The organism is Mesorhizobium sp. P2_E6 (assembly GCF_056403835.1).
Genome location: NZ_JBFUEQ010000003.1, coordinates 108142 through 133389, shown reverse-complemented (window position 1 = coordinate 133389; position 25248 = coordinate 108142). Strand labels below are relative to the sequence as shown.

Here is a 25248-nt window from a genome sequence, read left to right as displayed (position 1 = left end):
TCTCCCAGGTTCTTCTGGCGTCAGCGGCCGATCAGGGCTCGCGCGATGATGACGCGCATGATCTCGTTGGTGCCTTCGAGGATCTGATGGACGCGCAGGTCCCGCACCAGCTTCTCGATGCCGTAATCGTGCAGGTAGCCGTAGCCGCCGAGCAGTTGCAGCGCGTCGTTGGCCACGGTGAAGCCGGTGTCGGTGACGAAGCGCTTGGCCATTGCCGACCATTTGCCGGCGTCCGGCGCCTTGCCGTCGAGCTTCGAGGCGGCGGCGTAGAGGAAGATGCGCGCCGCCTGCAGTTCGGTCTCCATATCGGCCAGCCTGAACTGCAGCGCCTGGAACTGGTTGATCCTGGAGCCGAACGCCTTGCGCTCGGCGGCGTAGGACAGCGCCTTGTCGAGCGCCGATTGCGCGCCGCCCAGCGAACAGGCGGCTATGTTCAGCCGGCCGCCGTCGAGCCCGGCCATGGCGATGCCGAAGCCGGCGCCTTCGCCCGATAGCAGGTTTTCCGCCGGCACCTTGCAGTCTTCGAAGATGACCTGGCGGGTCGACTGCATGTGCCAGCCCATCTTGTGCTCGTTGGCGCCGAAGGAGAGGCCGGGCGCGTCCTTGGGAACGACGATGGTGGAAATGCCTTTCGGCCCGTCGGCGCCGGTGCGCACCATGACGGCGTAGACGTCGCTGTCACCGGCGCCCGAGATGAACTGCTTGGTGCCGTTGAGGACATAGTCGCCGCCGCTCTTCACCGCGCGCGTCTTCAGCGCCGCGGCATCCGATCCGGAGCCCGGTTCGGTCAGGCAGTAGCTCGCCAGCCATTCCATTGAGGTGAGCTTCGGCAGGAATCGCTGGCGCTGCTCCTCATTGCCGAAACGGTCGATCATCGAGGCGACCATGTTGTGGATCGAGATGAACGACGAAAAGGCCGGATCGGCGCGCGAGAGCGCCTCGAAGATCAGCACAGCGTCGAGCCGGCCGAGCGCGGAGCCGCCGACATCGTCTCGGACATAGATGCCGCCGAGGCCGAGCGGCCCGGTCTCGCGGATCACGTCGGCGGGGAAGTGTTTCCTGCGGTCCCAATCGAGTGCGTTCGGCGCGACGCGGTCGGCGGCGAAGGCCTGCGCCATCTCCTGGATGGCGCGCTGTTCCTCGTTGAGTTCGAACTGGCTGGTGCTCGCATCGACCGCGGCGTCCATGGCGTGCTCCCTATGTGCTGGCCAGCTAAGTTATGTTGATACTCAGGTGATGCCGGCCTGCAAACGTCGGTTTCTTGCACTTCCGGTGCTCACGTACCTTAAGTACGCTCCGCTCCGGTTCTCGAAAACCGCCGTTTTCGGCCAGGCCTGACCTGAATCTCAACACATCTTAAGCTCGCTGGCCTGTTGTTTTTGGCTTTGCGCGCGCACCAATCTAGACCAATGATGCCGCCGCGCAACCCGACCTCCTGCGGAGCGGCTGTGCACCAATGCATGTTCGGAGCGAGACGTGGCGACAAAATTCGATGAACTGCTGGAACAGTTCCACGCCTATCTCGCTTCCGTGGACGACGCCCTGGTGCGCGACGCCGTGGCGGGGATCGCCTGGGACATGCCAGCCCGCGCGCTGGAGCCGCATCCGCTTGGCTGCCTGCGCCACCTCGATCGCGCCGCCGAACTGGCGCCGCCCGATGCCAAGCCGCTGGTGCGATTGCTTGCGGAACGTCGGAATGATCTCCGCTGGGGGCAGACCTATAGCAAGGCGGATTTCGGTGAAGCATTTATCGACAATTACGGCTGGCTCGAAGTGTTCGGCACACGCGGCCACTTCGCCAATGACGAGGTCGCCGCCGGCCTGCTGATTCTTGGCCCCGATATCGTCTATCCCGACCATCATCATGTTGCCGAGGAGATCTACATTCCGCTGACCGGCGGCACCGAGTGGCGGATGGGTGAGAGCGGGTTTCGCCGCCGCGCGGCTGGCGAGGTCGTCCACCATGCTTCCAACGTCAACCACGCCATGCGCACCGGCCTGGAGCCATTGCTGGCGCTCTACATCTGGCGCGGCGGGCCACTGGCTGCAAAATCCACGATCACCGGAACCGTGGCGCAGGGCAGGGGCTGATGGCCAAGGCGATCATGCTGCAAGGCACGGGTTCGGATGTCGGCAAGACGGTGCTGGTCGCCGGCCTTTGCCGGGCAGCAAAAAAGCGTGGGCTGAAGGTGCGGCCGTTTAAGCCGCAGAACATGTCGAACAACGCTGCGGTCGCCGACATTCCCGGCGACAACAAGGCCGGCGGCGGCGAGATCGGCCGCGCGCAATGGCTGCAGGCGATCGCTTGCGGTGTGGCGCCGTCGGTCCACATGAACCCGGTGCTGCTCAAGCCGCAGACCGATGTCGGTGCGCAGGTCATCGTGCAGGGCAAGGTGTTTGGCGAAGCGCGGGCGCGCGACTATCAAGCACTGAAGGGCCAACTGATGGACGCCGTGCTGGACTCCTGGAACAAGGTCGGCGAGGGCGCCGACCTTGTCATCGTGGAGGGCGCCGGTTCGCCGGCCGAGATCAACCTGCGCAACCGCGACATTGCCAATATGGGCTTTGCGACGCGGGCCAACGTGCCGGTGGTGCTGGTCGGCGATATCGATCGCGGCGGCGTCATCGCCTCGGTGGCCGGCACACATCTGATCCTGCCGGAAGAGGACCGGCGCATGATCGTCGGCTACCTCATCAACAAGTTTCGCGGCGACGTCTCGCTGTTCGACGATGGCATAAGGTCGATCGAGAAATTTACCGGCTGGCGGTGTTTTGGCGTGGTGCCGTGGCTGAAGGCGGCAGCGCGGCTGCCTTCGGAGGATTCGGTGGTGCTGGAACGGCTGGCGTCCGGCGAGACGCGCGCGCTGAAGGTGGCCGTGCCGATGCTTGGCCGCATCGCCAATTTCGACGATCTCGATCCGCTCAAGGCCGAACCGCAGGTCGAGGTGGTGTTCGTGCCGCCCGGAAAGCCTTTGCCGGCCGATGCCGGGCTGGTGGTCATTCCCGGCTCCAAGTCGACGATCGGCGATCTCTTGAAATTCCGCGAGAACGGCTGGGACCGGGACCTTCTTGCCCACTGCAAGCGGGGCGGCCATGTCGTTGGCATTTGCGGCGGCTTCCAGATGCTTGGCCGCTCGGTGCACGACCCGGACGGCATCGAAGGCAGCGTAACCGAAGCCGAAGGGCTTGGCCTGCTCGACGTCGAGACGGTGATGGAACCGGAGAAGACGGTGCGCAATGTCAGTGCCCGCTCGGTACAATTCGATCTGCCGCTCGAGGGCTACGAGATCCACCTTGGCCACACCACGGGTCCGGACACAATGCGACCGTCGGCGATCATCAATGGTGTCGAGGATGGCGCTATCTCCGCCGACGGCAAGGTGATCGGCACCTATATGCATGGCCTGTTCGGCGCCGACGGCTTTCGCGGGAAATTCCTTGAAAGCCTCGGCATCAAGGGTGGCGGCATCGATTATCGGGCCGAAGTCGAGCGGGCGCTGGACGAGGTCGCAGCCGAGTTGGAAAGCCACCTCAACTGCGACGCAATTTTCGCGCTGGCGCGCTAGACCTTGCCTATGCCTTGTCGCCAGCCTTCGGCCAGTAGGTCCCGAACGACCAGACACTGCCTTCGGGATCGCGGCAGATGAACTCGCGGCTGCCATAGTCGCGGTTGGTCAATTCCTGGATGATCGTGGCACCGGCCTTCCTGGCTTTGGCATAGGCGGCATCGGCATCGTCGACGGCAATGTAGATCGACTTACCGCCGCCTGGGCCGGGCTCGCCGACCATCTTGCCGTAGTCGTCGTCGCGCACCGTGCCCAGCATGATCATCGACGAGCCGAAAACCAGTTCGGCATGGTGCACGACATCGCCTTCGCCATAGCGAGCACGGACGCTGAAGCCGAAGGCTTCGCACAGCCAGTCGATCATTTTTGCCGCGTTCTTGTAGCGCAGGGCAGGGTAGAGGCGCGGCGCTTCCGTGGTGGTGGGCATGGGAACTCCTTCACTTGGGTTGGTCGATGAACCTTGATTGTGCATGCCCAAAAACGCTGCGCACTTTTGGGCGACATGCATCACTCTGGTCGAAGGCCGTTCCAGCGTCTTGAAGAAATGTTACCTGGCAAGTGCGGTCGGCGTCTCGCCGGCAAGGTCGCGGAATTCGCGTACCAGATGCGCCTGGTCGGCATAGCCGCAATCGGCGGCGATATCCGCCCAGTCGACGGTCTGCTGCCTTGACAGGCCGAGCGCCCGGTTGAAGCGCACGATGCGCGACAGCGTCTTGGGGCCGATACCGATCGCATCGGAAAAGCCGCTGGCGAGATGCTTGCGGCTCCGGCCCAGCTTTTCGGCAAGCACCGAAATGCGGGTCCGGCCGCCAGAGGTGATGATACGGTCATAGGCCCAAGCGATTTCGAGCGGGGTTTCGGCGGCATTCTCGAGACGGGCCGCGACGAAGGCTTCGGCGATGTCGAAACGCGCCGCCCAGTCCGGCGCGTTGCCAAGCCGCTCGCGCAGCGCCATGCCTTCGCCGCCAAGCACGTCGTCGAGCACGACCATGCTGTCGGTGAGCTCGCTCATCGGCTGTCGGAAAAACCGGCGTGCGCCGAGCGGCGTGAAGTTGACCTGGACGCAGCAGGCGCCGCCGAAGGATTCGATCACCACCGGTCCGGCAAAAAGGCCGGCGGCGAAACTGGCGAAGCGGTCATTGTCGCCCGGCGTCTTGCCGAGGCCGATGGCGAAGGGCTCGGCAAAGCTGATCACCAGCGGCACGGTCAGCGATGCATATTCGACATTGTGGAAATGGCCGGCAGCAGTTTCGCGATAGCCGCAGATGTCGGTGACGATGCCTTCAAGTGCAGGACTGGGCAGGCGCCGGCGCATCTCGAACCGCCCGGCAATGGAGCGGTCCTGTTCCTTCCATTGCTGCATCTCGACTGGCATCGGCCATCCTTCCGCCGAGGCAAATCTAGCAGACCATTGGCCAGAATCAAAAGCGCCCGGCTTTTGGCCGGGCGCTCCAGGTCCCCACTTCAAGGGAAACTGGTCAGGCGCCGCGCATCAAGCAGCCGCCGGCAAGCACGATGAAGGCAATAAGAACAATCCACACCGATGCGATTGGAATGAACGCAAGAACGCCAAGCGCGGCGAGAACACCGATGATGGCGATAACAACTGCAATGATGAAAACAATTTGGGTGGGTGCGCTAAGATTCATGTCTGGCTCCTCGCAACATGATTCGAACAGCGGCATTCTATCAGGGCGGGTATTCACACACCAATCATGACACGCAGCGGGTTCGCCGGGTCGGCCAAGAGCTTCACGGCCAGCGCAAGGCAGACGACCACCAGCAGCGGCTTGATCAGTCTTGCACCGATGCGCATGGCCAGGCTGGCGCCGACGCGAGCGCCGAGGAATTGGGCAACGCCCATCATCAAACCGATCTTCCAGTAGACGACGCCGACTGCGGCGAAGACGATGAAGCCGCCGATGTTGGAGGCGAAATTGAGCAGCTTGGTATGCGCGGTCGCCTTGAGCACGCCGAAACCGGCGAGTGCGACGAAGGCCAGCATGTAAAAGGAGCCGGCGCCGGGTCCAAACAGGCCGTCGTAGAAGCCGATTGCGGGCGCGACAGTCAACCCGAACAGGAACGGTGACAGCCGCTCGGCACGGTCGACATCACCCATGTTGGGTTTTATGGCGAAATAAAATGCGATGGCGATCAGCAGAAGTGGCAGCGAGGCGCGTAGAATATCGCCCGGGACAATCGTTGCCAGCAAGGCACCGGCAGTGCCGCCGGCAAGCGCCAGCAAGGCTGACGGCAGCTGTCGTCGCAGGTCGACATGGCCATTCGCGGCATAATGGATTGTGGCCGAGCCAGAGCCGAACATGCCTTGCAGTTTGTTGGTTCCAAGCGTTTCGATCGGTGAGAAACCGGCGAGAAGCAGTGCGGGAATGGTGATCAATCCGCCGCCGCCGGCGATCGAGTCGACAAAGCCCGCGGCAAAGCCTGCGAACGCCAGCATGGCGACGGTCTGGGTGGTGAGGTCGATCATCTGAAGTGTGGAAATGTCCGGTGGGCTGAGATATCGGGCGTTCGACCACGAAGGCCCTGTTTGCGCAAGGCCGATTCCGCGCTACCTCTATTCAAGCGCGTCGCGCTTGGGTGGAATCATGCGACGCATCTTAATCGGAAAGGGGCTCCTGATGGCATTCGCATTGCTGGACCAGATACGCTCGATCTTCGACGGCGACCCGGGCGTGCGCAAGGTGGCGGACGATCCGGTCCTGTCGGCGGAACTCTTGATGCTGTTCCGCATGATCCTGGCCGACGGGTCGGTCAGCGAGAGCGAGATGGTTGCCTTCCGGCGCATCTGCAAGGACGCCTTCGGCATTGCCGAAACCAGCATCGACAGCGTCATCGAATATCTCAACGAGTTCGGCTACGAGACCAACGGCTCGCAGGCCATTGCGCTGTTCCGCGATCTCGACCTCGAGCGGCGCAAGCAACTGGCCCGCCATATGGCCGAGATCGCCAAGGCGGATTCGCAGCTAGCCGAGAGCGAGGTGCGGCTGCTCCGGCGCACGCTCGACCTGCTCGACATCAGTCCGGTCGACGTGGTCAAGCCGGAAGGCTGAGGCGTTGCTCGCGCAACGGTTTCGCTAGCTGCGGGGAGCGTTGGAATGGCCTTTGCCGACAGCTATCTGGGACAATTGCGGGCGCTGATCGGGGATCGTCTGGTGCTCATGCCGGGCGCTCGCATCGTCATCGAACGCGCCGACGGCAGCATCCTGTTGCAGAAACGAACTGATTTTGGCCTGTGGGGCCTGCCTGGCGGCAATGCCGAGGAAGGCGAGGGCCTGGAGACCCTCGTGGTCCGGGAGGCACTCGAGGAAACCGGGTTGATCGTCAGCGATGTCGAGCCGTTCGGGTTCGGCTGCGACCCGCACTATGAAACCTTCCAGTTTCCCAATGGCGATCGCGCCCAGTTTTTCGCGCTGATGTTCTACACGCGCTCCTTTGAAGGCGAGCCGGCCGTTACCGATGACGAGAGCAGTGCCGTCGGCTGGTTCGCGCCCGACGACTTGCCCGAAATGCTGCCCAATATGGCCCGCAGCATCGAGGCCTATCTCCGGTTCAAGACCACCGGAATATTCCAGATGATCTGAGAGGCTATTTGGAAATTCTTCTCTGGCCGCCATCTAGCGGCGTTTTCGGCGCTTCCGGTGCTCACGGACCCGGAATATTCCAGATGATCTGATGGGCTAACCCTGTTCCTGCATCCGCCGAGCGATTGCCCGCTGCAGGTTCGGGGCAGCAGCGACCAGCGCCTTGGCCGCCTCGGATTGCGGGTGATCCAGCACTTCGTTCGTCTTGCCGCGCTCGACGATCTTGCCGTCATGCATGACCAGCACCTCGTCCGTGATGGCACGGGCGACGGACAGGTCGTGTGTGATGAAGAGATAGGCGATGCCGAGTTTTTGGTTGAGCTCGGCGAACAAATCCAGGATCTGGGCGCGGATCGAGACATCGAGCGCCGAGACCGGCTCGTCGGCGACGACCAGCTTGGGGCGGGTGATGATAGCGCGGGCGATCGAAAGGCGCTGGCGCTGGCCGCCGGAAAACTCATGCGGATATTTGTCCATGTCGCGCTGGTCGAGGCCGACTTCATGCAGCGCATGCGCCACCATTTCGTGGCGCTCGGCGCGCGTCGGCTTCTTGTCCAGAACATGCAGGGGTTCGGCGACCAGTTTTTCAACCTTCTGGCGCGGGTCGAAGGAGCCGTAAGGATCCTGGAAGACAACCTGCATGTCACGCCGGGCCGGCTTCAGTTCCGCTTCGCTCTTGTCGGTGATGGACTCGCCGCGAAACCGGATCGTGCCCGAGCTTGGTCGGTCGAGCGCAAGGATCATGCGGGCGAGCGTTGACTTGCCGCAGCCGGAGCGACCAACCAGCGCCACCGATTGGCCTGGCGCCATCGACAGGGATACATCGTCCACGGCACGGATATCAGGCGCACGCCTGAACAGCGAGGTGCGCCGGCCGGGATAGTCGCGCGCCACGCCCTCGACCTGAAGCAAGAGTTGGCTCGATCCGACGCCATGCGGCCTCGCCCGCGCCGGCACATGCATCGAGGCCTGCGCCAGTTGGCGCGTGTAGGGGTGGAGCTGTTCGGACAGCGTGCGCGCCGTGTCACCGGCCTCCATCACCTCGCCGTGGCGCAGGATGGTGATGCGGTCGGCCATCTCGGTCACCACCGCAAGATCGTGCGAGATCAACAGCAGGCCCATGCGGCTCTCCGCGACGAGGTCGCGCAGGAGGTCGAGGATCTGGGCCTGCAGAACAACGTCGAGCGCCGTCGTCGGCTCATCGGCAATCAGCAGCTTCGGTTTCAGCGCACAGGCGATGGCGATGACGACGCGCTGGCGCTGGCCGCCGGACAGTTCGTGTGGATAGCGCGAGAGCGGGAATTTTGCCGAGGGCAGGCCGACGCGGTCGAGCATTTTTCGCGCACGCTCCTCGGCCTCGGCGCGGCTTGCCCTGGTGTGCCAGCGTATGCCCTCGGCGACCTGTTCGCCGATCGTCTTGACCGGATTGAGCGCCGTCATCGGCTCCTGGAACACCATGCCGATGTCGTCACCGCGCAGCGCGCACATCTGGTCCTCGGTTGCCGCGAGGATGTCGATGCCGTCGAACGAGACGCGCCCGGTGGCGCGCGCGGCATGAGGCAGAAGCTGCATCACCGCCAGCGCCGTCATCGACTTGCCCGAACCGGATTCACCGACCAGTCCCATGACCTCGCCGGGCGCAACGGAAAGCTCCATGCCTCTGAGGATCGGCGTGTCGCCTATGGTCAGCGACAGGTTCTCGACCTCGAGCAGGCTCATCGCTGCCGCCGCGATTTCGGGTCGAGGATGTCGGCGATGCCATCGCCCAGAAGGTTGAGCCCAAGCACGGTGACGACGATCGCCATGCCGGGAAAGATTGCCATCCACGGCGCCACCACCATGCGGGTCTGCGCGTCGAACAGCATGCGGCCCCAGCTCGGCATTGGCGGTTGGGCGCCCAGGCCCAGATAGGAAAGCCCAGCTTCGGCCAGGATGCCCAGCGCGAACTGAATGGTGCCTTGCACCAGAAGCAGCGTGGCAATGTTGGGCAGCACATGTTCGATGCTGATCTGCGTGCTGCTCTTGCCGGCGGCGCGCGCGGCAAGGATGAACTCGCGCGGCCAGATCGCCAGCGCGCCGGCCCTGGCGACACGGGCAAACACCGGAATGTTGAAGATGCCGATGGCGATGATGGCGTTGACGGCGCCCGGTCCGAAGATGGCGGTGATCATGATGGCCGACAGCAAAGCGGGGAAGGCGAAGACGAGATCGTTCAGCCGCATTAGCGCCTCGTCGACGAGGCCGCTGCGCGCTGCGGCAAAGGCGCCGAGCGGCACGCCGACCCCCATGCCGATGCCGACCGCGACCAACGCCACGGCAATGGAATTGCGGGCGCCGACCATGACCATCGACAGGATGTCGCGGCCGAAATGATCGGTGCCGAACCAGTGCGCCAGCGAGGGGGCCTGCGTCTTGTCTGATATCACCAGTTTCGTGACGTCGTAGGGTGTCCAGACGTAGGAGATGATCGCCATCGCCAGGATCAGCAAGGTGATGACGAAACCGGCAACGAACGCGGTGTTCCTGAAAGCCTTGACCAGGATGCTGCCGAACGTCTCCTCGGGAATTTCGATGTGCAGCGTCATTGCCGGCTCCTCAGGCGCGGATCGACGACTGCATAGGAAAGGTCGACGAGGAGGTTGACGGCAATGACGGCGGCGACCAGCAGCATGACGACGCTTTCGACGACGATCAGGTCGCGCTGGGTGATCGCCTGGAACACCAGCCGGCCGAGGCCGGGCAGATAAAAGACATTCTCGATGATGATGGTGCCGGCAAGCAGGAAAGCGAACTGCAGGCCAAGAATGGTCAGCACCGGGATCATTGCGTTGCGCAGCGCGTGCCGCCATAACACCGCGCGGTAAGGCAGGCCCTTGGCGCGGGCGGTGCGGATATAGTCCTCGTTCAGCACCTCGATCAGCGCCGAGCGGGTGACGCGTGCCAGGATGGCGGCCTGCGGCAAGGCAAGCGCCACTGCCGGCAGCAGCAGCGATTTCAGCGCCGGCCAGAGGCCTGCGCTCCAGCCGGGAAAGCCGCCGGCCGGAACCAGCCGCAGCCAGACGGCGAAGACATAGATCAGCATCAGCGCGAACCAGAAATTGGGGACAGCGACGCCAAGCTGTGCGGCGCCCATCGCCACCGTATCGCCGGCCCGTCCGCGGCGGCTGGCGGAAAACAGGCCGACCGGAATGGCGATGATGGTGGAGAGCGCCAGCGCAATCAGCGCCAGCGGCAGGGAGACAGCCAGCCGCTCGCGCACGAGATCGATGACCGGCACCGAATAGGTGTAGGAGCGGCCGAAATCGAGACTGAGCAGGCCGCCGGCCCAATGCAGGTAGCGCCAAGGCAGCGGCGCGTTGAGCCCCATCTGATTGCGCAACAGTTCGACCTGGTCGGCGCTGGCGTTCATGCCCAGCATCAGCCGCGCCGGGTCGCCGGGCAGGATCTCCAACACGGCGAACACCACGATGGAGGCCAGCACCAGCGTGGCAATCGCGATGGTGAGCCGCTTGAGGAGATAGACGGTCATGAGGCCGCTGCGTTGCCGATGGCAGACAACAAGTGACGATAGCGTTCTGCGACGCCCCCCTCTGTCCTGCCGGACATCTCCCCCTCAAGGGGGGAGATCGGCAATTTCAGCGCAGGCGCTACAAAGGCTTCATTGATGAATGGCGAAAGCGCTGACAAGAGCGAAGTATTCCCCCTTGAGGGGGAGATGCCCGGCAGGGCAGAGGGGGGCGCGAAGGAGCGCAAGCGGCGCCTTTTGGCCAACAGCCTTACTCGCTCCACTTCACCTTGGTCAGGTCATTGGCCTGGATCGGTGCGTTTTCCCACAGTCCTTGCAGCTTGGCATCCCAGACGCCGACCTTGGGCAGTTCGAAGAGGAAGCCGACCACGGCATCATCGGCCAGGATCTTCTGCGCCTGTCCGAGCAGTTCCTTGCGCTTGGCCTCGTCGGAGGTGAGGTTGAGGTCGGCAATCACCTTGTCGAAGGCGGGGTTGTCGTAGTTGAAGTAATAGTCCTTGCGCGAATAGATATCGATGTCGTTGGGCTCGGTGTGCGAGACGATGGTCAGGTCGTAATCCTTCTTGGTGAACACCTGATCCAGCCATTGCGCCCATTCGACCGGGATGATCTCGAGATCGATACCGACGTCGCGAAGTTCCGAGGCGATGATCTCGCCGCCTAGCCGCGCGTAAGAGGGAGGCGGCAATTTCAACGTCGCCTTGAAGCCGTTCTCCAGTCCCGCTTCCTTCAGCAGTTCCTTGGCCTTGGCGACATCATGCGGATAGCGGCCGGTGAGGTCGACATAGTCCTTGTTGGCCGGTGACATGTGCGATCCGATCGGCTGGCCGAGGCCGGCCGAGGCGCCGTCGATGATCGCCTTGCGGTCGAGCGCATAGGAGATCGCTTGTCTCACCTGTAATTTGTCGAAAGGCGGCTTCTTGTTGTTGATCGACAGGAGGGTTTCGCCTTCGGTCGCGCCGATCACCACCTTGAAGCGCGGGTCGTCCTTGACCTGGGCGACGCTGTCGGCATCGAAGAACGGGAAAGCCTGGATGTCGCCAGACAGCAGCGCCGGTACGTAGGCCGCCGCATCCGGCACGATGCGGAACTCGGCCTTGTCGAGGGACACCGGCGTGCCCCAGTAATTGTCCGACTTGACCAGCGTGATCGACGACCCCTTGGCCCAGCTCTGGAATTTGAACGGGCCGGTGCCGATCGGCTTCTCCTTGTTGGTGTCGGCCGATTCAGGCGCCACGATCACCGCGTCGCCCCAGCCCATATTGTAGAGGAAGGAGCCTTGCGGGTTCTTCAACGTCACCTTGACCGTTGCCGGGTCGACGACATCGACCTTGTCGATCGCTGCGAACAGACCCTTCTGCGCATTGACCGAATTGTCGGCGCGGGCGCGGTCGAGGGAGAACTTAACGTCACTGGCGTCGAAATCGGTGCCGTCGTGGAATTTGACGCCGGTGTGCAGCTTGAAGGTGTAGACCTTGCCGTCATCGGAAATGGTCCAGCTTTCGGCCAGATCCGGCAGCACCTCGCCATTCGGCCCGATACGGGTCAGGCCCTCGAACACATTGGCGTAGAGAACCTCGTCGATCGCCGCGGCAGCACCGGCGGTCGGATCGAGATGCGGCGGTTCGAGCGGGATGCCGATGACGAGGTCGGTTCGCGCGGCGAATGCCGACGTGCCAGTGGCCAGCGACAGCACCGCTGCGGCCAGGATGGTTTTCCACAATCTCATCGTGCAACTCCCCATGCGTTTTCAGACACGTGCTCAAACCCGGGCGATAGAAGCGTGATTTGGCCACGGAGTAAATTGCGTTTCGTTCTGCCCGGCAGGATGGCTGGGAATGTTTTTGCCGTGACAGCCCTGTCGGCTGGTCGAAGCTTGTTGCGATGCGACTATCCCGTGGCTGTGCCGCGCAGCAGCACGTTGAGCCCGATCGCCATCACCTTGGCCGCTTCCACCATGTCCGATATCCCGACCCATTCGTCCGGCCGGTGGGCGAGGTCTAGAATGCCCGGACCGTAGGCGATGCAATCATAGATATGGCCGATGCGGGCAATGTGCTTCTGGTCGTAGGTGCCGGGCGAGATGACATAGTCCGGTTCGCGGTCGAAGATCGCCATGATGCCCTGCGCCACCGCCTTGACCACGGGCGCGTCGCGCTCCGTCATCAGCGGCAGCACTTCCATCAAGTCGCGGATCTCATAGTCGAATTTTTTCCGCTCGCGCTTCAGCCGGTCGAGAATGCCGGTCACTTCACCTTTGACCGTGTCGAGGTCCTCCTCGAGCAGGAAGCGGCGGTCGATGGTCAGCCGGCAGGAATCGGGCACGTTGGGCGAAGGCAGGCCGGGCCGGAAATCCTCGGTCTGGCCACCGTGGATGGAGTTGATGTTCATGGTCGAGCGCTTGGCGCCTTCGGGCACCACCGGCATGCGCGTCGTCTTGCGATCGAGCGCGGGGAATAGTTCATCCTCGAAGGCCTGCAGGACGGCGCCCATATGGCGCACCGCATTGTCGCCGAGAAACGGCATCGAGCCGTGCGCGATCTCGCCCTTGGTCTCGATCTCCGCCCACCAGACGCCGCGATGACCAAGGCAGATGCGGTCCTTGTTCAGTGGTTCGGGGATGATGACGTGGTCGACCCTGGGTTTCGAGAAATAGCCGAGCCTGGCCAGATGGGCGACGCCGCCGAAGCCGCCGGATTCCTCGTCGACAGTGCCCGATATTTCGATGGCGCCTGGAAAGTCGGGAAACACCTCCATGAAGGCTTCCGCTGCAATGACCGAGGCGGCAAGGCCACCCTTCATGTCGCAGGCACCACGGCCGTAGACCTTGCCGTCGCGGACCACGCCGGCAAAGGGATCGACGCTCCATCCGTCGCCGGCTTCGACAACGTCGATATGCGAGTTGAAGTGGACGCAGGCGCCCGGCGACCGTCCGTCGAACCGTGCAACGACATTGACACGCGGGTAGCGATCGGTGTCGCCGGGTGTGCCCTCGGCACGGATGAATTCGGTCTCGAAACCACTCTTCTTCAGTCGCGCACCGAGATATTCGGCGCATGGCCGATAGGCCTCGCCGGGTGGGTTGATGGTCGGAAATCGGATCAGGTCGGCGGTCAGCGCGACGACATCGTCGCGCCGGTCATCGATCGCCTTGAGGAGTCGCTCGTTCATGCGACGAGTTGAGCAGCGATATCAGCGGTTTTGCAAGCCCGACGGTGAACAGACCGGTGCGGCGTGTCGTTGCGGCAACTATCGCGCGAAATCGTTCAAATTCGCTGCTTTGGATTGGCGAATTGGTCAAGGAGTGTGTGCTATCGCATCACTCGCCATTAAAAAGATGAAAAACAACGTGATGGCAGGCAAGTAAGGGGCAATCAAAGGGGTTTGATCGCATGAAAAAGACTGTTCTCATGGCAGCCGTGTTTGTCGCGATGCTGTTCGGTGCCGCGGGGCAAGGCTGGGCGGCCAGCCTCGTTGCAAACATAGACGTGTCGTCGCAGACGATGACGGTCAGATACGGCTTTTCGGTCTACCGGTGGAGCGTGTCCACCGCGCGATCCGGCTATTTCACGCCGCGCGGCACCTATCGGCCGCAACGCACGGCACGGATGTGGTATTCGCGCAAATACCATATGTCGCCTATGCCTTATTCCGTGTTCTTCCATGGCGGCTATGCCATCCATGGAACTGGCGCCGTCAGGCAACTCGGCAGGCCGGCATCGCATGGCTGCGTGCGGCTGCACACGGCCAACGCCGCGACCTTCTATTCGATGGTGCGGGAAGTGGGTTTCGGCAACACGCGGATCGTCGTGACGAACTAGGGCCGTCAGTCGGGCATCGTCCGCGGCGCAGTCTTGTCTTATGTTAGCCGGTTCAACGTCGGTGGATTGCTGAACCGGTCTAACTGTTTGTTGGCACTTTCTTGTGAATTGCTTTGGCTGTCGACGCCAGTGGCAAGTCGGAACGCATAACAATCCTGGCATGGTCACTGCCGACTGCCGGGGCCTCTTTCTAAAGCGGCGCCAATTTTCGTTACCATGTGGAAAGCATTGGTATGAGACGTTCCGCCGGTGGTGGCAGCACCTGGGCGACCAGCTTCTATATGAGATGTCTCCTACGTTTCGCAGGCCGGTCAATCGGTAACCAGAAGTCTCGCCACTGCGCACCGATTGTCGGATTTGACGGATGCTCTCCCAGCCAGAAATGGACGATCGTGTTTCCAGTCGGCCCGCCGGGGTGGTTATTCTTGGTGGGGCGCACGGGACGCTGGCGCTGGCCAGGAGCCTTGGTGCGCAGAAAGTGCCGGTCTGGCTGATAAGCGCCGACACGCCTTTGCCCCGCTTTTCGCGTTACGCTCATCGGCAGATGACGTGGCCCGGCCCCGAGGATGACGGCGCCGTTGCCTTCCTGCTCGACCTGGCTGCGACCCAGGGATTGGGCGGCTTTCTTCTGGTTCCCGGCGGCGATCCTGAAGTTCGCCTGGTGTCGCAAGCCATCGAGCAACTGTCCGATGTATTCGACGTGGTGCTGCCACCATGGCAGCAGCTGAAATGGGTTTGTGAGAAGCCGCTTCTGTATCGCCGTGCCCGCGAACTGGCGCTCGCCATTCCGCTGACCTACGAGTTTACTTCGGTTGAGCAGGCAGGGGCGGCCGAGCTTCGCTTTCCCGTCATCCTGAAGCCGAACATGGGCGGGCGCAGCCGTTTCGCCCGTACAAAGGCCATTCTCGCCAACGACCAGGCGTCGTTCCTGACAGCCTACAAATGGGCCGCCGAAGACATTGGTTTTGAGAATGTCGTCGTCCAGGAAATGATACCGGGAGGAGGAGAAAACCAGTTTTCCTACGCGGCGCTTTGGAACCGGGGCGCACCGGTGGCCGAGTTCACTGCCCGCCGCAGCCGGCAATATCCGGTGGATTTCGGCTATACCAGCACGTTCGTGGAGGTCGTCGACGAGCCGCAACTGATCGACGCCTCGCGCCGGCTTCTTGGATCGATCGGTCACCACGGACTGGTGGAGGTCGAATTCAAGCGCGACCCCCGCGATGGCTCGTTGAAGATACTCGATGTCAATCCGCGACCCTGGACATGGTTTGGGCTTGCCGCTGCCGCGGGCGTCGATCTCGGTGCCATGCTTTGGGCGATCAGGTCAGGCCGCGAGGTCGGGGCGGTCTCGGCGCGGCCGAATACATCCTGGATGTACCTGGTTCGGGATATAGTGGCCGTCAGCAAGTTGATTTCAAGTGGCCGGCTGACAAGGCGGGCCTATTTGCGCTCGTTCGGTTCGGTGCGGGCATGGGCGACATTCACGGCAAGCGACCCGATGCCAGGCCTGATCGACATACCCTTGACCATGTGGAGAGTGTTGACGAGGCGAATACTTCGCAGGCGGTGAAACCATTAACCGACAACGCCATGTCATCTGTCGGACAGGCGGTAGGATGCGGTTCATTTCCGCATTCTTAACCTGGGAATGTTTAGGACGACGGGGTGTCCGACCGGGGTTTCAGTCGGGACCAGGCGTCGATAAAACGGAACCACGAGACCAGTGACATGACCGCTCCCATGCCCAGGACCGATTGCGAGGTGGCTGTGATCGGTGCCGGACCGTTTGGGCTGGCCGTTGCTTCCGCCCTCAAGGCGGCGGGCATTGAAACGATTGCCCTCGGCGGCGCAATGTCCTTCTGGCGTGATCACATGCCGAGAGGCATGAGGCTGCGCTCACCCTGGCATGCGACCTATATCGGCCACACCAAAGGTTCGCTCTCGCTTGATTCCTACGCAGCGGTCCTTGGAATCTCGCCGCGCGAACCGCTGCTGCTCGAAAACTTCGTCGACTATGGACTGTGGATACAGGCCCAGGCGGTTCCCGATCTGGATACGCGCATGGTTGGCCGTGTCGAGACGGCGAGGGGAGGGTTTCGCCTCGCCCTTGCTGATGGTGATGCCGTCCAAGCGCGGCGTGTCGTCGTTGCCACCGGGCTGATGAATCAGCAGATGATCCCCGCCGTCTTCAATGGAATGCCCGCCGAACTGGTCAGCCATGCCAGCGAACATGCCGGCTACGAGGCCTTCCGCGGCAAGCGGGTCGCGGTCATCGGGCGCGGGCAGAGCGCCTGCGAATCCGCGGTGCTGCTGAAGCGTAGCGGGGCGGATGTCGAACTTGTCTGCCGTGGCGACATCCATTGGCTCGGGTATCGAACGCTGTCGGGAAACAAAAGCTGGAGTTTGCGTGACTTCGCTTCGGAGCGTCTTGCGTCTCCCTCGAGGGTCGGCCCCTTCCCACTGTCCTGGCTGGTCGAAGTTCCAGGCTTCGTGCACCGGTTTCCGGAGGCAGCCAGAGACGGGCTCAACATCCGCAGTCTTGGGGCAGGCGCGTCAGGCTGGCTGAAGCCGGACTTCGATGGAATAAAGGTCAATGCTGGCAGCAGGATTGTCGGTGCTGCCGCCAAGGACCACGCCATCGAACTGCGGTTCGAGAAGGATGTCGCCACCTTCGATCACGTGCTGCTGGGAACTGGCTACCGGATCGATATCGCCAGGCTCGGGCTGTTCGCGCCCGATGTGCTTGCCGCGATTGCGCGCCGGGAAGGGGCTCCGGTGCTCTCCGCGGGGTTCGAGTCGAGCATTCCAGGCCTACATTTCGTCGGTGCGAGCGCCGTCGGCAGTTTTGGCCCGCTGATGCGTTTCACTGCCGGCACGCCATACGCCGCGCGCAACGTCACGCGTTTCGTCAAGGCCAGAAGCAAGAGTTACGCTCCGGCGCGAAACTGAAAGACCGCGTAGTCGATGGTTCGGATCGCATCGAGGAAGCCGGGCATCGGCGGCACGGGAAGTTCCATGAAAATGCCGGCCGCCCGGATTGCCGGCCTTGCCCAATCGATGGCGCGGTGGCTTGAGCTTCCGTAGACGATGAAACAGTTTCTCGGGCGCCGTTCGAGCGACGACACGAGATTTTTCAGCACGATGTCGAAAACGTCTTTGGAAAAAGGATTGTAGAAATAGACCACCAGGGGCGCATCGGGAAATTCGTAGGTCGCCGCGTCCGCCTCGACGACACTGAGCGCGCGGCATTTCTGCGACGGATTCCTGAAGCGCCTTATGTTGCTCCTGGCGATTTCGACCAACTCGCGAGCGAACTCCACCCCGATGATCTCTGCAAACGGATAGCGCGACGCCAGCAACAGCGTCCGCGATTTTCCAGAGCCGATGTCGATGAATGTGCGGCCCTGGAGGTCTTGGGGCAGCGACTTCATGATGAAATCAAAGGTTTTCGGCGAGGTGCATACCGCTTCGTTGCCCTTGCTGCGATGCGGGCCGACGACATCGAGCGCAGCGAGCTGGATCGAACCGGCCGTATCGACATCGTGCCGGCGATCCCATTTTCGCGCGAGGCGGTCGGCGACGATATAGCGGACGTTCCGCAGGACAAAGCCAACGCTCGCGCCGATCCCATGCTGGCGAACGAGCCTGATCGGCTCCAGCAAGCCTCGCTGGCGGATAAAGGACCAGGCCCTGCCAAAACGGCCAAACGAGCGGTCTTCGAGCCTATCCCGGTCGGCGCGACGCGTTTCGAGACTAACCATGCAACGGTCCCAGCCGATGAACATCCCTGGGATATCTGCGCCCCGGCCGTTTAAGATTCCCTGACCAACAACGCTACGAATGTCAGGACCGGTGGCCAATCAACGGGCTTAGGCGCCAGCGACTGGCGCTCCCGCCTGCGGGGGCCGCTTTCTGCGCCGGCCGCCGATCTCCCACCTTTTGTGGAACCACATCCACTGACCAGGGTCTTCGCGCACCCAGCGCTCGACCACGTCGTTGAGAAGCTGGGTGGTGGCACGGACGTCGACGATGCCGTCAGCGGTCCGCGGCAAGGTCAGCTTGTCCTCGATCTCGAGCCGGAAGCGGTTGCCCGGAAGCCTGACGCAGCGCGCCGGATAGACGTCGCAGTCGTAGTGACGGGCAAGGGTTCCCAGCACGCGATTGCTCTGGCAGGGGCGGCCGAAGAACGTCGTCTCGAGGCCGTTGGTGAATTTCTGGTCGACCAAGACACCGATGTTGCCGCCTTTCTCCAAGACCCCGGCCAACGCAAACGAGGCGCCGGCCATCGATGGCAGCAGTGATCCCATGGTCGAGCGGCGCGTCGAGAGGATGTAGTCGGCGAGATAGGGATTGTTGGGAGGGCGAAACAGCGCCGTGATGTTCATGCCGAAGGTTGCGGCGGCCACCGGCAGCAATTCGAAATTGCCGAGATGGCCGGTGAAGACGATGTGCGGCTGCTTTTCGGCGGCGATCTCGATGAAGTGTTCTATCCCCTTGACCTCGACGCGTCCCGGACTGGTGGCAGCGGGATCGTAGTCGAACAGGGCGTCGAGAAAGATGTATTCGGCGGCCAGGCGGGCCATGTTGCCCCACATGTCGGAGGCGATGGCCTGGATCTCGGCTTCGCTCTTTTCCGGATAGGCCCTGCGCAGATTGTCGACGGCGACCTGATGGCGCCCGACCCGAGGGCCGACACGGCGTGCGACGCGGTCGGCGAAATTCAGCGCGCTGTCGGCCGGCAGCAGGCGCAGCGCCGAGATGATCATCATCGCCGCACGCGCCACCAGCCAGTAGTTCAACTGGCGCAACTGCCTGCCATAGCGAAATTTGAGATCCCGGCGAAACTTCTTGAGCACTGAGGTCAAGCTCTAGTCGACGCGCAGGATGATCTTGCCGAACACGTCGCGGCCTTCCATGCGCTTCAGCGCGGCATCGATATCGTCGAAGCCGACTTCGGTGTCGATGACCGGTGCGACCTGTCCCGCCGCCATTTTCTGCATGGCGTTGGCCATGTTCTCCATGCGGCAGCCGAAGGAGCCGAGCAGTTTCAACTGCTGCTGGAACAGCTGCATCAGGTTGATCTGCGTCGACACGCCCGAGGTCGAGCCGCAGGTCACCAGGCGACCGCCGCGCTTCAGGCACAGCATCGAGGCGGCAAAAGTGTCGGCGCCGACATGTTCGAAAACGACGTCGACGCCCTTCTTCCTGGTCAGCTTGCGCACGACGCCTTCGAAACGGTCGTCGCGATAGTTAATGACATGATCGGCGCCGAGCGCCCTGGCCTTGTCGATCTTGTCGTTCGAGCCGACCGTGGTGATGATCGTGCAGCCCATCCGCTTCGCCAGCTGGATGGCCGCCGAGCCGATGCCGGAGCCACCGGCATGGACCAGGATGGTCTCGCCTGGTTGCAGCCGGGCATTGTCGAACAGCATGTGCTCGACGGTGCCGAAAGTGACGGGCGCCACTGCGGCACCGATATCTGTCACGCCGGGCGGGGCGGGGACCAGAAGGCGCGCCGGCAGGTTGATCTTTTCCTGCGCGAAGCCGTCGAGATGGAAGCCGTGAACCCCCGAAACATGCTCGCAGAGATTGTCGCGGCCTTCGCGGCAGGCACGGCAAAGGCCGCAGGTGCGCGCGCCGTAGATCGAAACCAACTGTCCGGGCAAGAGACTGGAAACACCGGGACCGACCGCCTCGACCTCGCCGGAGGCTTCCGCGCCGACGACCAACGGCAGCTTGCGCTTGGCGAAGGCCATGCCGCGCCAGCCCCAGACGTCGATGTGGTTCAGCGCCACCGCCTTGATACGCAGCGTGACTTCACCGAGTGCCGGCGGCGGGGGAGGCGGCAGGTCCACCGTTTCAAGACGGCGGTCCTCGATAAGTTGCAGTGCGCGCATGGAGCCTGTCGGTTCTGTTTGGCGGAAAAAGGTCGCTTAGACCGGTTCCCGCGCCATGACAAGGCAAGTGTTCTGGCCGCCGAAGCCGAAGGAGTTCGACAGAACGGTGCGAACCTCGGCATTGCGCTTCTTGTTCGGCACCACGTCGAGCACGATCGCGGGGTCGGGATTGTCGTAGTTGATGGTCGGCGGAATGACGCTTTCGCGCATCGTCATCAGCGAGAACGCCGCCTCGACCGCGCCAGCCGCTGACAGCGTATGGCCAATCATCGACTTGTTCGAAGAGATCGGCATCGAACCGATCCGCTCGCCGAACACCGTCGACAGCGACAGGTGCTCCATCTTGTCGTTTTCCGGCGTCGAGGTGCCGTGGGCGTTGACGTAGTCGATCTCGTCTTCGCTCAGGCCGGCATCGGTGAGGGCGGCACGAACCGCCGCGATTGCCGGCGAACCGTCGGGCTTCGAGCGGGTGCGATGGAAATCATCGGCTTTCTCGCCGCAGCCGCGCAGGATGCCGAGAACGGTGGCGCCGCGCGCGAGGGCGGCCTCCAACGATTCCAGCACGAGCGCGCCGGAACCCTCGGCCAGCACGAAGCCGTCGCGGTCCTTGGAGAAGGGTTTTGAGGCTTTTTCCGGGATGTCGTTGTGGGTCGAAAGCGCCGACAGCAGCGAGAAGCGGATCAGTGCCTCGGCGGTCGCCGAACCATCGGCGCCGATCGACAGCGCCCGGTCGCATTCGCCGCGGCGGATCGCCTCGACACCGAGCTGGATGGCGGTGGCGCCGGAGGCACAAGCGGTCGAGAGCGTGATCGGCAGGCCGCGGGTGCCGAAACGGTCGGCGAGACGGTCGGCGATCGAGCCGAACTGTGTGGTCTCGAAAATGTCTGTTTCCTTCAGCCCGCGCGCGACCCGCAGCAGCCTTTCGGCGCCGGCATCCTGTTTGTCGGAATTGTAGAGCGAGAAGCGTTCGCGCCAGTCGAGTTCTACCGGTGGCGAAGCCAGGAAAAGCGGACCGCCGAAATCACTGGAATTGAGACCGGCTTCGGCCACGGCCTCGTGCGCGGCGGTTTCGGCCAGTTCGTAGGTGAGGGGACTGGCGCCCTTCGAACTCGACGCCAGGAAGTCGACAGTGCCGGAGATGCGGGTGTTGAGATGGTCGACCGGAAAGCGGGTGATCGGGTGGATGCCCGACTTGCCCGAGGTCAGCGCCGCCCAATTGTCGGCCTTGCCGACGCCAAGCGAGGTCACCACGCCGATGCCGGTGACGGCGACGATCGGCCTGCCCATGTGATCGTTCAGATTGGCCATCCGGGAGCCCTCGACCTTTTTGTATCGTTGCAGCATGGATCGCGGAGCACCGCCTCAGGCGGCGTTGACCAGCGCCATGCCCTCGAATTGGTGATAGCCGATCGCCGTTGCAAGGACGGTGGCCGGAACGCCTTCGAATGGCGTCTCGGCAGCGGCGTCAAAAACAGGGTAGGCGGCCTTGCGGTCAACGGCGAGTGCGGCCAGCGCCACGGCGAACGGAAACTGCGCTTCCTTCATATGTCCGGTCAGCGTCGAGAAGCCGCGAGAAGCGATCGCTGGATTGGCATCGAGCGCTGCTTTCTCCGCGCGGGTTGCCGCATGAGCGCCCGACGCGCCGGACAGGGCAAGCAGCTTGCCGTTCGGCAGCGCCGCCTGGCTGAGCAGCGCCGTGATCTCGGTGTCGAGTTCTCCGCGCCGCCGCCTGGCGCGGCCGGAGACGACCGGCCCGAGTTCGGCATAGATCTTGCGCCCACGGCTTGTCGCGTGTTCGCGCTGCTCCAGCACCAGGAAGGCGCCACCGGAGCCCGACACCACGCCGCCACCTTCAGAGCCCTGTCTTTGCCAGACCGGCTTCCACGGGCCGCGATGCAGGTAGCCGGCAAGTTCGTAGCCGAGCAGCATGTCGGAATGTTCGGTCTGGAAGGCGCCGCCGACCAGGATGTGGGTCGACTGGCCGGAGCGGATGCGCGCGGCAGCCGTTTCGACGGCGGCGACGCCCGCACCTTCCTCACCCATGAAGGTTCTGGACGAGCCGGTCACCTTGTGGACGATGGAGATGTTGCCGGCGAGCAGATTGGAAAGCTGGGCCAGGAATAGCGTCGGCCGCAGTTCTGTGGTCAGCTTCTCGTTCAGCAGCACGTCGCGGTCGTTGCGGCTTTCGGAAGCGGCGAGAATGGCGGCATCGACCGCTTCGTCACGTTCGCCGCCACCGGCGGCCACAACCATGTCCATGGTCGTGCAGAGTTCGTCATTGCCCTTGATGCCGGCGTCGTCCAACGCCAGTCCGGCGGCATAGGTGCCGAGCCTCTGCCAGGTCTCCATCTGACGCTGGTCGCCGCGCTTGGCGATCTGCAGGTTCCAGTCGATCTCCGGCAGGGGGTGGACGGTGTAGGGCGCGAAACGCGCGGCCTCGAGCACCGGCTGCAGGCCGGGCTGGGCGAGCTTCTGCCAGTGGGCGTCCGGACCCTCTCCCAGCGAGGAGACAAGGCCGATACCAGTGATGACGACGTCGCGGGGGCTGCTCATGGGCGGCTTTGTGGGTCAGGCGGCAGAGCGCGTCAAGATCGCGCGCTCAACTGACGTCAAGCAGTCTTGGCGGCGACCAGCGCGTCGATCTTGGCGCACAGGTTCTTCATGACGAAGTAATCGTCGGTCGAAGCCTTGCCGTCATTGACCTCCTGGGTCCACTTTTCCAGCGGCACCTTGATGCCGAATTCCTTGTCGATGGCGAAGACGATGTCGAGGAAATCGAGGCTGTCGATGCCGAGATCGTCGATCGTGTGGCTCTCGGGCGTGATGGTGTCGATATCGATCTCGCTGGTGTCGGCAATGATCTTGGCGACTTTGTCGAACGTGGTGGACAAGAGGCTTTTCCTTCGGTTGCGGGCGGAATCTGTCCGCATGTGTTTGGGCGCTGTCTAATCGGTTTTTCCCGGCAGGAAAAGGCCTGATGCGCGGGGCGCAGATGGGTAGGGCGCTCAAGAAACGCAAGAAGGGCCACCGGTCGACCCGGCGGCCTCTCCCATTGACGTTACGTAAGCTCAAGTGTCGCGGAGCTTGACCAGGTCGTTGAGCAGCCCGCCCGTTCCGTTGTGGACGGTCAGCCGCTCGACCTTGCCGGCAATGGTTTCCAGAGCCTCGAGCTCCTTCAGCCGCAGCATCACCGGGTTCTCCGCCATCACCTTGGCCGTGTTAAGCAGCGAACGCGTGGCGTTCGTCTCCTCGCGGCGACGGATGATGTTGGCCTCGGCCTGCTTTTCAGCCGACACCACCTGGTTGAGGATCTCGCGCATCTCGCCCGGCAGGATGACATCCTTCAGGGCGATATCGCTGACCTCCACACCGATCTCCGCCATGTCGGCGCGGACCTTGGCCGCCGCTTCCTCGTCGACCGTCATCTTCTTCTTAAGGATCTGGTCGAGCGTCAGCGCGCCAAGCGTCTTGCGGAAGGCGTACTGCAGGGCACGGTAGAGGGCTTCGGAGAAGTCCTTCACAGCGCTCACCGCCTTGACCGGATCGACGACCCGGTATTCGGCGGCGATGTTGACGCGGATCGTGACGCGATCCTTGGTCAGCACTTCCTGCCCGGCAACGTCGAGCGACTGGCGCTTGAGGTCGACGACCTTGATCTGCACCATGCGTCCGACGTTCCAGAAAGCATGCACGCCCGCCGACAGCGTCCGCACGAGGACACCGTCGATGAACAGCAGTCCGGCCTGGCCGTCGACGACCGGATGGACGGACATCAGTTCCGCCTTCCGGGCCTGGCCGAGCCGGCGCATGACCGCCGCATCGATGGCCAGATCGGCCAACGTGTCGATCAGCGTCACCTTCCACGGACCGGCATCCGTCCACAGCACGAGCTTGCGATCCGGCGCCAGCACGGCATGCAGGTTGCCGTCACGCTCGATGACGGCGACGTCCGTGCGCCCGGTGCGAACGACGGTGAAATGACGCGCGGCTACATCCGGGAGCTTGTCGAACAACGCCTTCTCGTATGCCGAAACGAATTCCGGGTTCTTCAGATCGTGCCGCGACACCTCGAGGCTTCCGCGCCGGTTGGCGAGCCAATGTTCGCCCGGCAGCAGGACAGCCTTGATCTCACCCTTGTACAGGGTGAGGGCACGTTCGTTTTCCCTTACGAGGACGCGCTCGCGTCCAAGAACCTTGTCAAGAATGGTCATTGTCTTACTCCTGTCGGGCATGGCCCCATGCGAGGCGTCAAGTCATGCGTCGATCTTCCCTTCGTTTCTCGTTTCACATCGTCTCTTGCGTCTTGATCCGGGCACGAATGATCCGGGGACTGGTGGCATCAATCCGTGGCGGGCCTGCGGGAGCGGATCGCGGGGCAGCGAAGCGGGCGCCGGAGGCCTTGGCCTCCCTTGCCGGCGACGCTGCGCCTTGACCATCACCGCGGGCCTGGCCGCGAGCCGATGGCGTCAGACTTTCAGGATGGCCCGCGCCCGAAGGGCTTGGGCCGTCCGTCAGATCTTCAGCATTCCAGTCCCCGGACCGTTTTTCAGATAACACCGTGGCAGGGTGCTGGCTTATCAGGCCAATGGAGAAGGATTCGAACCTTCGACAATCAGAACCTAAATCTGATGCTCTACCAATCTGAGCTATCCGTGGTGCAGACAGCAGGAATCGAACCTGCGACCTCCGGAACCAAATCCGGCGCTCTCCCGCTGAGCTATATCCGCGATCCCAATCCCCAAAGCGGCGCCGTATACAGGGCGGCAAAGCCGCCTGCACGGGCGGAGACGAAAGCTCCAACCGTTGTGCTCACTTCGGTTTTCGTGACCGGGT

25 protein-coding genes and 2 tRNA genes are annotated in these 25248 nt (G+C 63.1%); 8 read left to right on the top strand and 19 right to left on the bottom strand.

The annotated features are described in order from the left end of the window. Positions 1 to 20: 20 nt before the first annotated feature. On the bottom strand, positions 21 to 1187 hold the full coding sequence (locus AC1D08_RS08565) for an isobutyryl-CoA dehydrogenase (RefSeq protein ID WP_457152099.1): 1167 nt from the start codon (positions 1185 to 1187) through the stop codon (positions 21 to 23). 289 nt (positions 1188 to 1476) lie between these two features. Here AC1D08_RS08565 and AC1D08_RS08560 point away from each other — a divergent pair, with 289 nt between their 5' ends. Beyond that, positions 1477 to 2091, top strand: coding sequence for a dimethylsulfonioproprionate lyase family protein (locus AC1D08_RS08560; RefSeq protein WP_457152100.1), 615 nt, complete (start codon positions 1477 to 1479; stop codon positions 2089 to 2091). Further along, on the top strand, positions 2091 to 3566 hold the full coding sequence (locus AC1D08_RS08555; protein ID WP_457152101.1) for a cobyric acid synthase: 1476 nt from the start codon (positions 2091 to 2093) through the stop codon (positions 3564 to 3566). The genes AC1D08_RS08560 and AC1D08_RS08555 overlap by 1 nt, the downstream gene beginning before the upstream one ends. Before the next feature lie 7 nt (positions 3567 to 3573). On the opposite strand, the gene AC1D08_RS08550 is transcribed toward AC1D08_RS08555, so the two are convergent. From AC1D08_RS08550 to AC1D08_RS08535, 4 genes are all read right to left on the bottom strand, one after another. Then, positions 3574 to 3993: a VOC family protein gene (locus AC1D08_RS08550; protein ID WP_477416893.1), complete on the bottom strand. Its 420-nt coding sequence runs from the start codon at positions 3991 to 3993 to the stop codon at positions 3574 to 3576. Between the two features lie 120 nt (positions 3994 to 4113). Beyond that, positions 4114 to 4941 (bottom strand): helix-turn-helix domain-containing protein, encoded by an 828-nt coding sequence (locus tag AC1D08_RS08545; RefSeq protein WP_457154743.1) that lies wholly within the window; start codon positions 4939 to 4941, stop codon positions 4114 to 4116. A gap of 103 nt (positions 4942 to 5044) precedes the next feature. Continuing rightward, positions 5045 to 5215 (bottom strand): hypothetical protein, encoded by a 171-nt coding sequence (locus tag AC1D08_RS08540; RefSeq protein ID WP_457154742.1) that lies wholly within the window; start codon positions 5213 to 5215, stop codon positions 5045 to 5047. A gap of 53 nt (positions 5216 to 5268) precedes the next feature. After that, positions 5269 to 6054, bottom strand: coding sequence for a TSUP family transporter (locus tag AC1D08_RS08535; protein WP_184873569.1), 786 nt, complete (start codon positions 6052 to 6054; stop codon positions 5269 to 5271). Positions 6055 to 6205: 151 nt separating this feature from the next. Between AC1D08_RS08535 and AC1D08_RS08530 the strand changes: the two genes are divergently transcribed. Further along, on the top strand, positions 6206 to 6637 hold the full coding sequence (locus tag AC1D08_RS08530) for a TerB family tellurite resistance protein (RefSeq protein ID WP_095087434.1): 432 nt from the start codon (positions 6206 to 6208) through the stop codon (positions 6635 to 6637). Positions 6638 to 6682: 45 nt separating this feature from the next. Continuing rightward, positions 6683 to 7168, top strand: coding sequence for an NUDIX domain-containing protein (locus tag AC1D08_RS08525; RefSeq protein WP_477422957.1), 486 nt, complete (start codon positions 6683 to 6685; stop codon positions 7166 to 7168). A gap of 96 nt (positions 7169 to 7264) precedes the next feature. On the opposite strand, the gene AC1D08_RS08520 is transcribed toward AC1D08_RS08525, so the two are convergent. The 5 genes from AC1D08_RS08520 to AC1D08_RS08500 form a co-directional block, all read right to left on the bottom strand. Then, positions 7265 to 8887: an ABC transporter ATP-binding protein gene (locus AC1D08_RS08520; protein WP_457153536.1), complete on the bottom strand. Its 1623-nt coding sequence runs from the start codon at positions 8885 to 8887 to the stop codon at positions 7265 to 7267. After that, positions 8884 to 9753: an ABC transporter permease gene (locus AC1D08_RS08515; RefSeq protein WP_457153535.1), complete on the bottom strand. Its 870-nt coding sequence runs from the start codon at positions 9751 to 9753 to the stop codon at positions 8884 to 8886. The genes AC1D08_RS08520 and AC1D08_RS08515 overlap by 4 nt, the downstream gene beginning before the upstream one ends. Next, positions 9750 to 10697 (bottom strand): ABC transporter permease, encoded by a 948-nt coding sequence (locus AC1D08_RS08510; protein ID WP_457153534.1) that lies wholly within the window; start codon positions 10695 to 10697, stop codon positions 9750 to 9752. Before AC1D08_RS08510 ends, AC1D08_RS08515 begins: the two co-directional genes overlap by 4 nt. A 247-nt stretch (positions 10698 to 10944) precedes the next feature. Further along, positions 10945 to 12423 carry an ABC transporter substrate-binding protein gene (locus tag AC1D08_RS08505; protein ID WP_477227511.1) on the bottom strand — a complete coding sequence of 493 codons (1479 nt, stop codon included), beginning with the start codon at positions 12421 to 12423 and terminating at the stop codon, positions 10945 to 10947. A 161-nt stretch (positions 12424 to 12584) separates the two neighbouring features. Then, positions 12585 to 13865 (bottom strand): acetylornithine deacetylase/succinyl-diaminopimelate desuccinylase family protein, encoded by a 1281-nt coding sequence (locus AC1D08_RS08500; RefSeq protein WP_477416909.1) that lies wholly within the window; start codon positions 13863 to 13865, stop codon positions 12585 to 12587. On the opposite strand from AC1D08_RS08500, the gene AC1D08_RS08495 reads away from it, so the two are divergent. The 4 genes from AC1D08_RS08495 (at position 13864) to AC1D08_RS08480 (ending at position 17467) form a co-directional block, all read left to right on the top strand. Then, positions 13864 to 14061 (top strand): hypothetical protein, encoded by a 198-nt coding sequence (locus AC1D08_RS08495; RefSeq protein ID WP_143748794.1) that lies wholly within the window; start codon positions 13864 to 13866, stop codon positions 14059 to 14061. The two genes, AC1D08_RS08500 and AC1D08_RS08495, sit on opposite strands and share 2 nt — an antisense overlap. 25 nt (positions 14062 to 14086) lie before the next feature. Further along, a complete protein-coding gene (locus AC1D08_RS08490) occupies positions 14087 to 14515 on the top strand; it encodes a L,D-transpeptidase (protein WP_095087450.1) in 429 nt (142 codons plus the stop codon). Positions 14516 to 14879: 364 nt separating this feature from the next. Next, positions 14880 to 16088, top strand: coding sequence for a carboxylate--amine ligase (locus AC1D08_RS08485; protein WP_457154513.1), 1209 nt, complete (start codon positions 14880 to 14882; stop codon positions 16086 to 16088). A gap of 158 nt (positions 16089 to 16246) precedes the next feature. Beyond that, entirely contained in the window at positions 16247 to 17467 is a 1221-nt protein-coding gene (locus AC1D08_RS08480) for an NAD(P)-binding domain-containing protein (RefSeq protein WP_477422955.1), read from the top strand. Here the strand turns inward: AC1D08_RS08480 and AC1D08_RS08475 are convergent. The 9 genes from AC1D08_RS08475 to AC1D08_RS08435 form a co-directional block, all read right to left on the bottom strand. Further along, positions 17446 to 18378, bottom strand: a complete 933-nt coding sequence (locus AC1D08_RS08475) for a class I SAM-dependent methyltransferase (RefSeq protein ID WP_477422953.1) — start codon at positions 18376 to 18378, stop codon at positions 17446 to 17448. The genes AC1D08_RS08480 and AC1D08_RS08475 overlap by 22 nt on opposite strands. Positions 18379 to 18387: 9 nt before the next feature. Continuing rightward, a complete protein-coding gene (locus AC1D08_RS08470) occupies positions 18388 to 19374 on the bottom strand; it encodes a lipid A biosynthesis lauroyl acyltransferase (protein WP_457154324.1) in 987 nt (328 codons plus the stop codon). A gap of 12 nt (positions 19375 to 19386) precedes the next feature. Beyond that, a complete protein-coding gene (locus tag AC1D08_RS08465; protein ID WP_457154322.1) occupies positions 19387 to 20415 on the bottom strand; it encodes a zinc-binding dehydrogenase in 1029 nt (342 codons plus the stop codon). Positions 20416 to 20451: 36 nt separating this feature from the next. Then, positions 20452 to 21723, bottom strand: a complete 1272-nt coding sequence (locus AC1D08_RS08460; protein ID WP_457154323.1) for a beta-ketoacyl-ACP synthase — start codon at positions 21721 to 21723, stop codon at positions 20452 to 20454. 54 nt (positions 21724 to 21777) lie between these two features. After that, positions 21778 to 22968, bottom strand: coding sequence for a beta-ketoacyl-ACP synthase (locus AC1D08_RS08455; protein ID WP_477422951.1), 1191 nt, complete (start codon positions 22966 to 22968; stop codon positions 21778 to 21780). 56 nt (positions 22969 to 23024) lie between these two features. Beyond that, positions 23025 to 23306: an acyl carrier protein gene (locus AC1D08_RS08450; RefSeq protein ID WP_010909964.1), complete on the bottom strand. Its 282-nt coding sequence runs from the start codon at positions 23304 to 23306 to the stop codon at positions 23025 to 23027. Positions 23307 to 23483: 177 nt separating this feature from the next. Beyond that, positions 23484 to 24626 (bottom strand): slipin family protein, encoded by a 1143-nt coding sequence (locus tag AC1D08_RS08445; protein ID WP_477422949.1) that lies wholly within the window; start codon positions 24624 to 24626, stop codon positions 23484 to 23486. 371 nt (positions 24627 to 24997) lie between these two features. After that, a tRNA-Leu gene (locus AC1D08_RS08440) sits at positions 24998 to 25066 on the bottom strand. Positions 25067 to 25068: 2 nt separating this feature from the next. Further along, positions 25069 to 25142: transfer RNA gene (locus tag AC1D08_RS08435), tRNA-OTHER, on the bottom strand. Positions 25143 to 25248: the final 106 nt, after the last annotated feature.

What these genes read in the sequence shown, in the direction of transcription:
- AC1D08_RS08540 (WP_457154742.1), bottom strand. Translation starts at nt 5,215, where the DNA reads ATGAATCTTAGCGCACCCACCCAAATTGTTTTCATCATTGCAGTTGTT.
- AC1D08_RS08445 (WP_477422949.1), bottom strand. Translation starts at nt 24,626, where the DNA reads ATGACCATTCTTGACAAGGTTCTTGGACGCGAGCGCGTCCTCGTAAGG.
- AC1D08_RS08545 (WP_457154743.1), bottom strand. Translation starts at nt 4,941, where the DNA reads ATGCCAGTCGAGATGCAGCAATGGAAGGAACAGGACCGCTCCATTGCC.
- AC1D08_RS08480 (WP_477422955.1), top strand. Translation starts at nt 16,247, where the DNA reads ATGACCGCTCCCATGCCCAGGACCGATTGCGAGGTGGCTGTGATCGGT.
- AC1D08_RS08520 (WP_457153536.1), bottom strand. Translation starts at nt 8,887, where the DNA reads ATGAGCCTGCTCGAGGTCGAGAACCTGTCGCTGACCATAGGCGACACG.
- AC1D08_RS08550 (WP_477416893.1), bottom strand. Translation starts at nt 3,993, where the DNA reads ATGCCCACCACCACGGAAGCGCCGCGCCTCTACCCTGCCCTGCGCTAC.
- AC1D08_RS08460 (WP_457154323.1), bottom strand. Translation starts at nt 21,723, where the DNA reads ATGGCCAATCTGAACGATCACATGGGCAGGCCGATCGTCGCCGTCACC.
- AC1D08_RS08535 (WP_184873569.1), bottom strand. Translation starts at nt 6,054, where the DNA reads ATGATCGACCTCACCACCCAGACCGTCGCCATGCTGGCGTTCGCAGGC.
- AC1D08_RS08555 (WP_457152101.1), top strand. Translation starts at nt 2,091, where the DNA reads ATGGCCAAGGCGATCATGCTGCAAGGCACGGGTTCGGATGTCGGCAAG.
- AC1D08_RS08465 (WP_457154322.1), bottom strand. Translation starts at nt 20,415, where the DNA reads ATGCGCGCACTGCAACTTATCGAGGACCGCCGTCTTGAAACGGTGGAC.
- AC1D08_RS08455 (WP_477422951.1), bottom strand. Translation starts at nt 22,968, where the DNA reads ATGAGCAGCCCCCGCGACGTCGTCATCACTGGTATCGGCCTTGTCTCC.
- AC1D08_RS08530 (WP_095087434.1), top strand. Translation starts at nt 6,206, where the DNA reads ATGGCATTCGCATTGCTGGACCAGATACGCTCGATCTTCGACGGCGAC.
- AC1D08_RS08525 (WP_477422957.1), top strand. Translation starts at nt 6,683, where the DNA reads ATGGCCTTTGCCGACAGCTATCTGGGACAATTGCGGGCGCTGATCGGG.
- AC1D08_RS08490 (WP_095087450.1), top strand. Translation starts at nt 14,087, where the DNA reads ATGAAAAAGACTGTTCTCATGGCAGCCGTGTTTGTCGCGATGCTGTTC.
- AC1D08_RS08505 (WP_477227511.1), bottom strand. Translation starts at nt 12,423, where the DNA reads ATGAGATTGTGGAAAACCATCCTGGCCGCAGCGGTGCTGTCGCTGGCC.
- AC1D08_RS08495 (WP_143748794.1), top strand. Translation starts at nt 13,864, where the DNA reads ATGCGACGAGTTGAGCAGCGATATCAGCGGTTTTGCAAGCCCGACGGT.
- AC1D08_RS08510 (WP_457153534.1), bottom strand. Translation starts at nt 10,697, where the DNA reads ATGACCGTCTATCTCCTCAAGCGGCTCACCATCGCGATTGCCACGCTG.
- AC1D08_RS08485 (WP_457154513.1), top strand. Translation starts at nt 14,880, where the DNA reads ATGCTCTCCCAGCCAGAAATGGACGATCGTGTTTCCAGTCGGCCCGCC.
- AC1D08_RS08565 (WP_457152099.1), bottom strand. Translation starts at nt 1,187, where the DNA reads ATGGACGCCGCGGTCGATGCGAGCACCAGCCAGTTCGAACTCAACGAG.
- AC1D08_RS08500 (WP_477416909.1), bottom strand. Translation starts at nt 13,865, where the DNA reads ATGAACGAGCGACTCCTCAAGGCGATCGATGACCGGCGCGACGATGTC.
- AC1D08_RS08515 (WP_457153535.1), bottom strand. Translation starts at nt 9,753, where the DNA reads ATGACGCTGCACATCGAAATTCCCGAGGAGACGTTCGGCAGCATCCTG.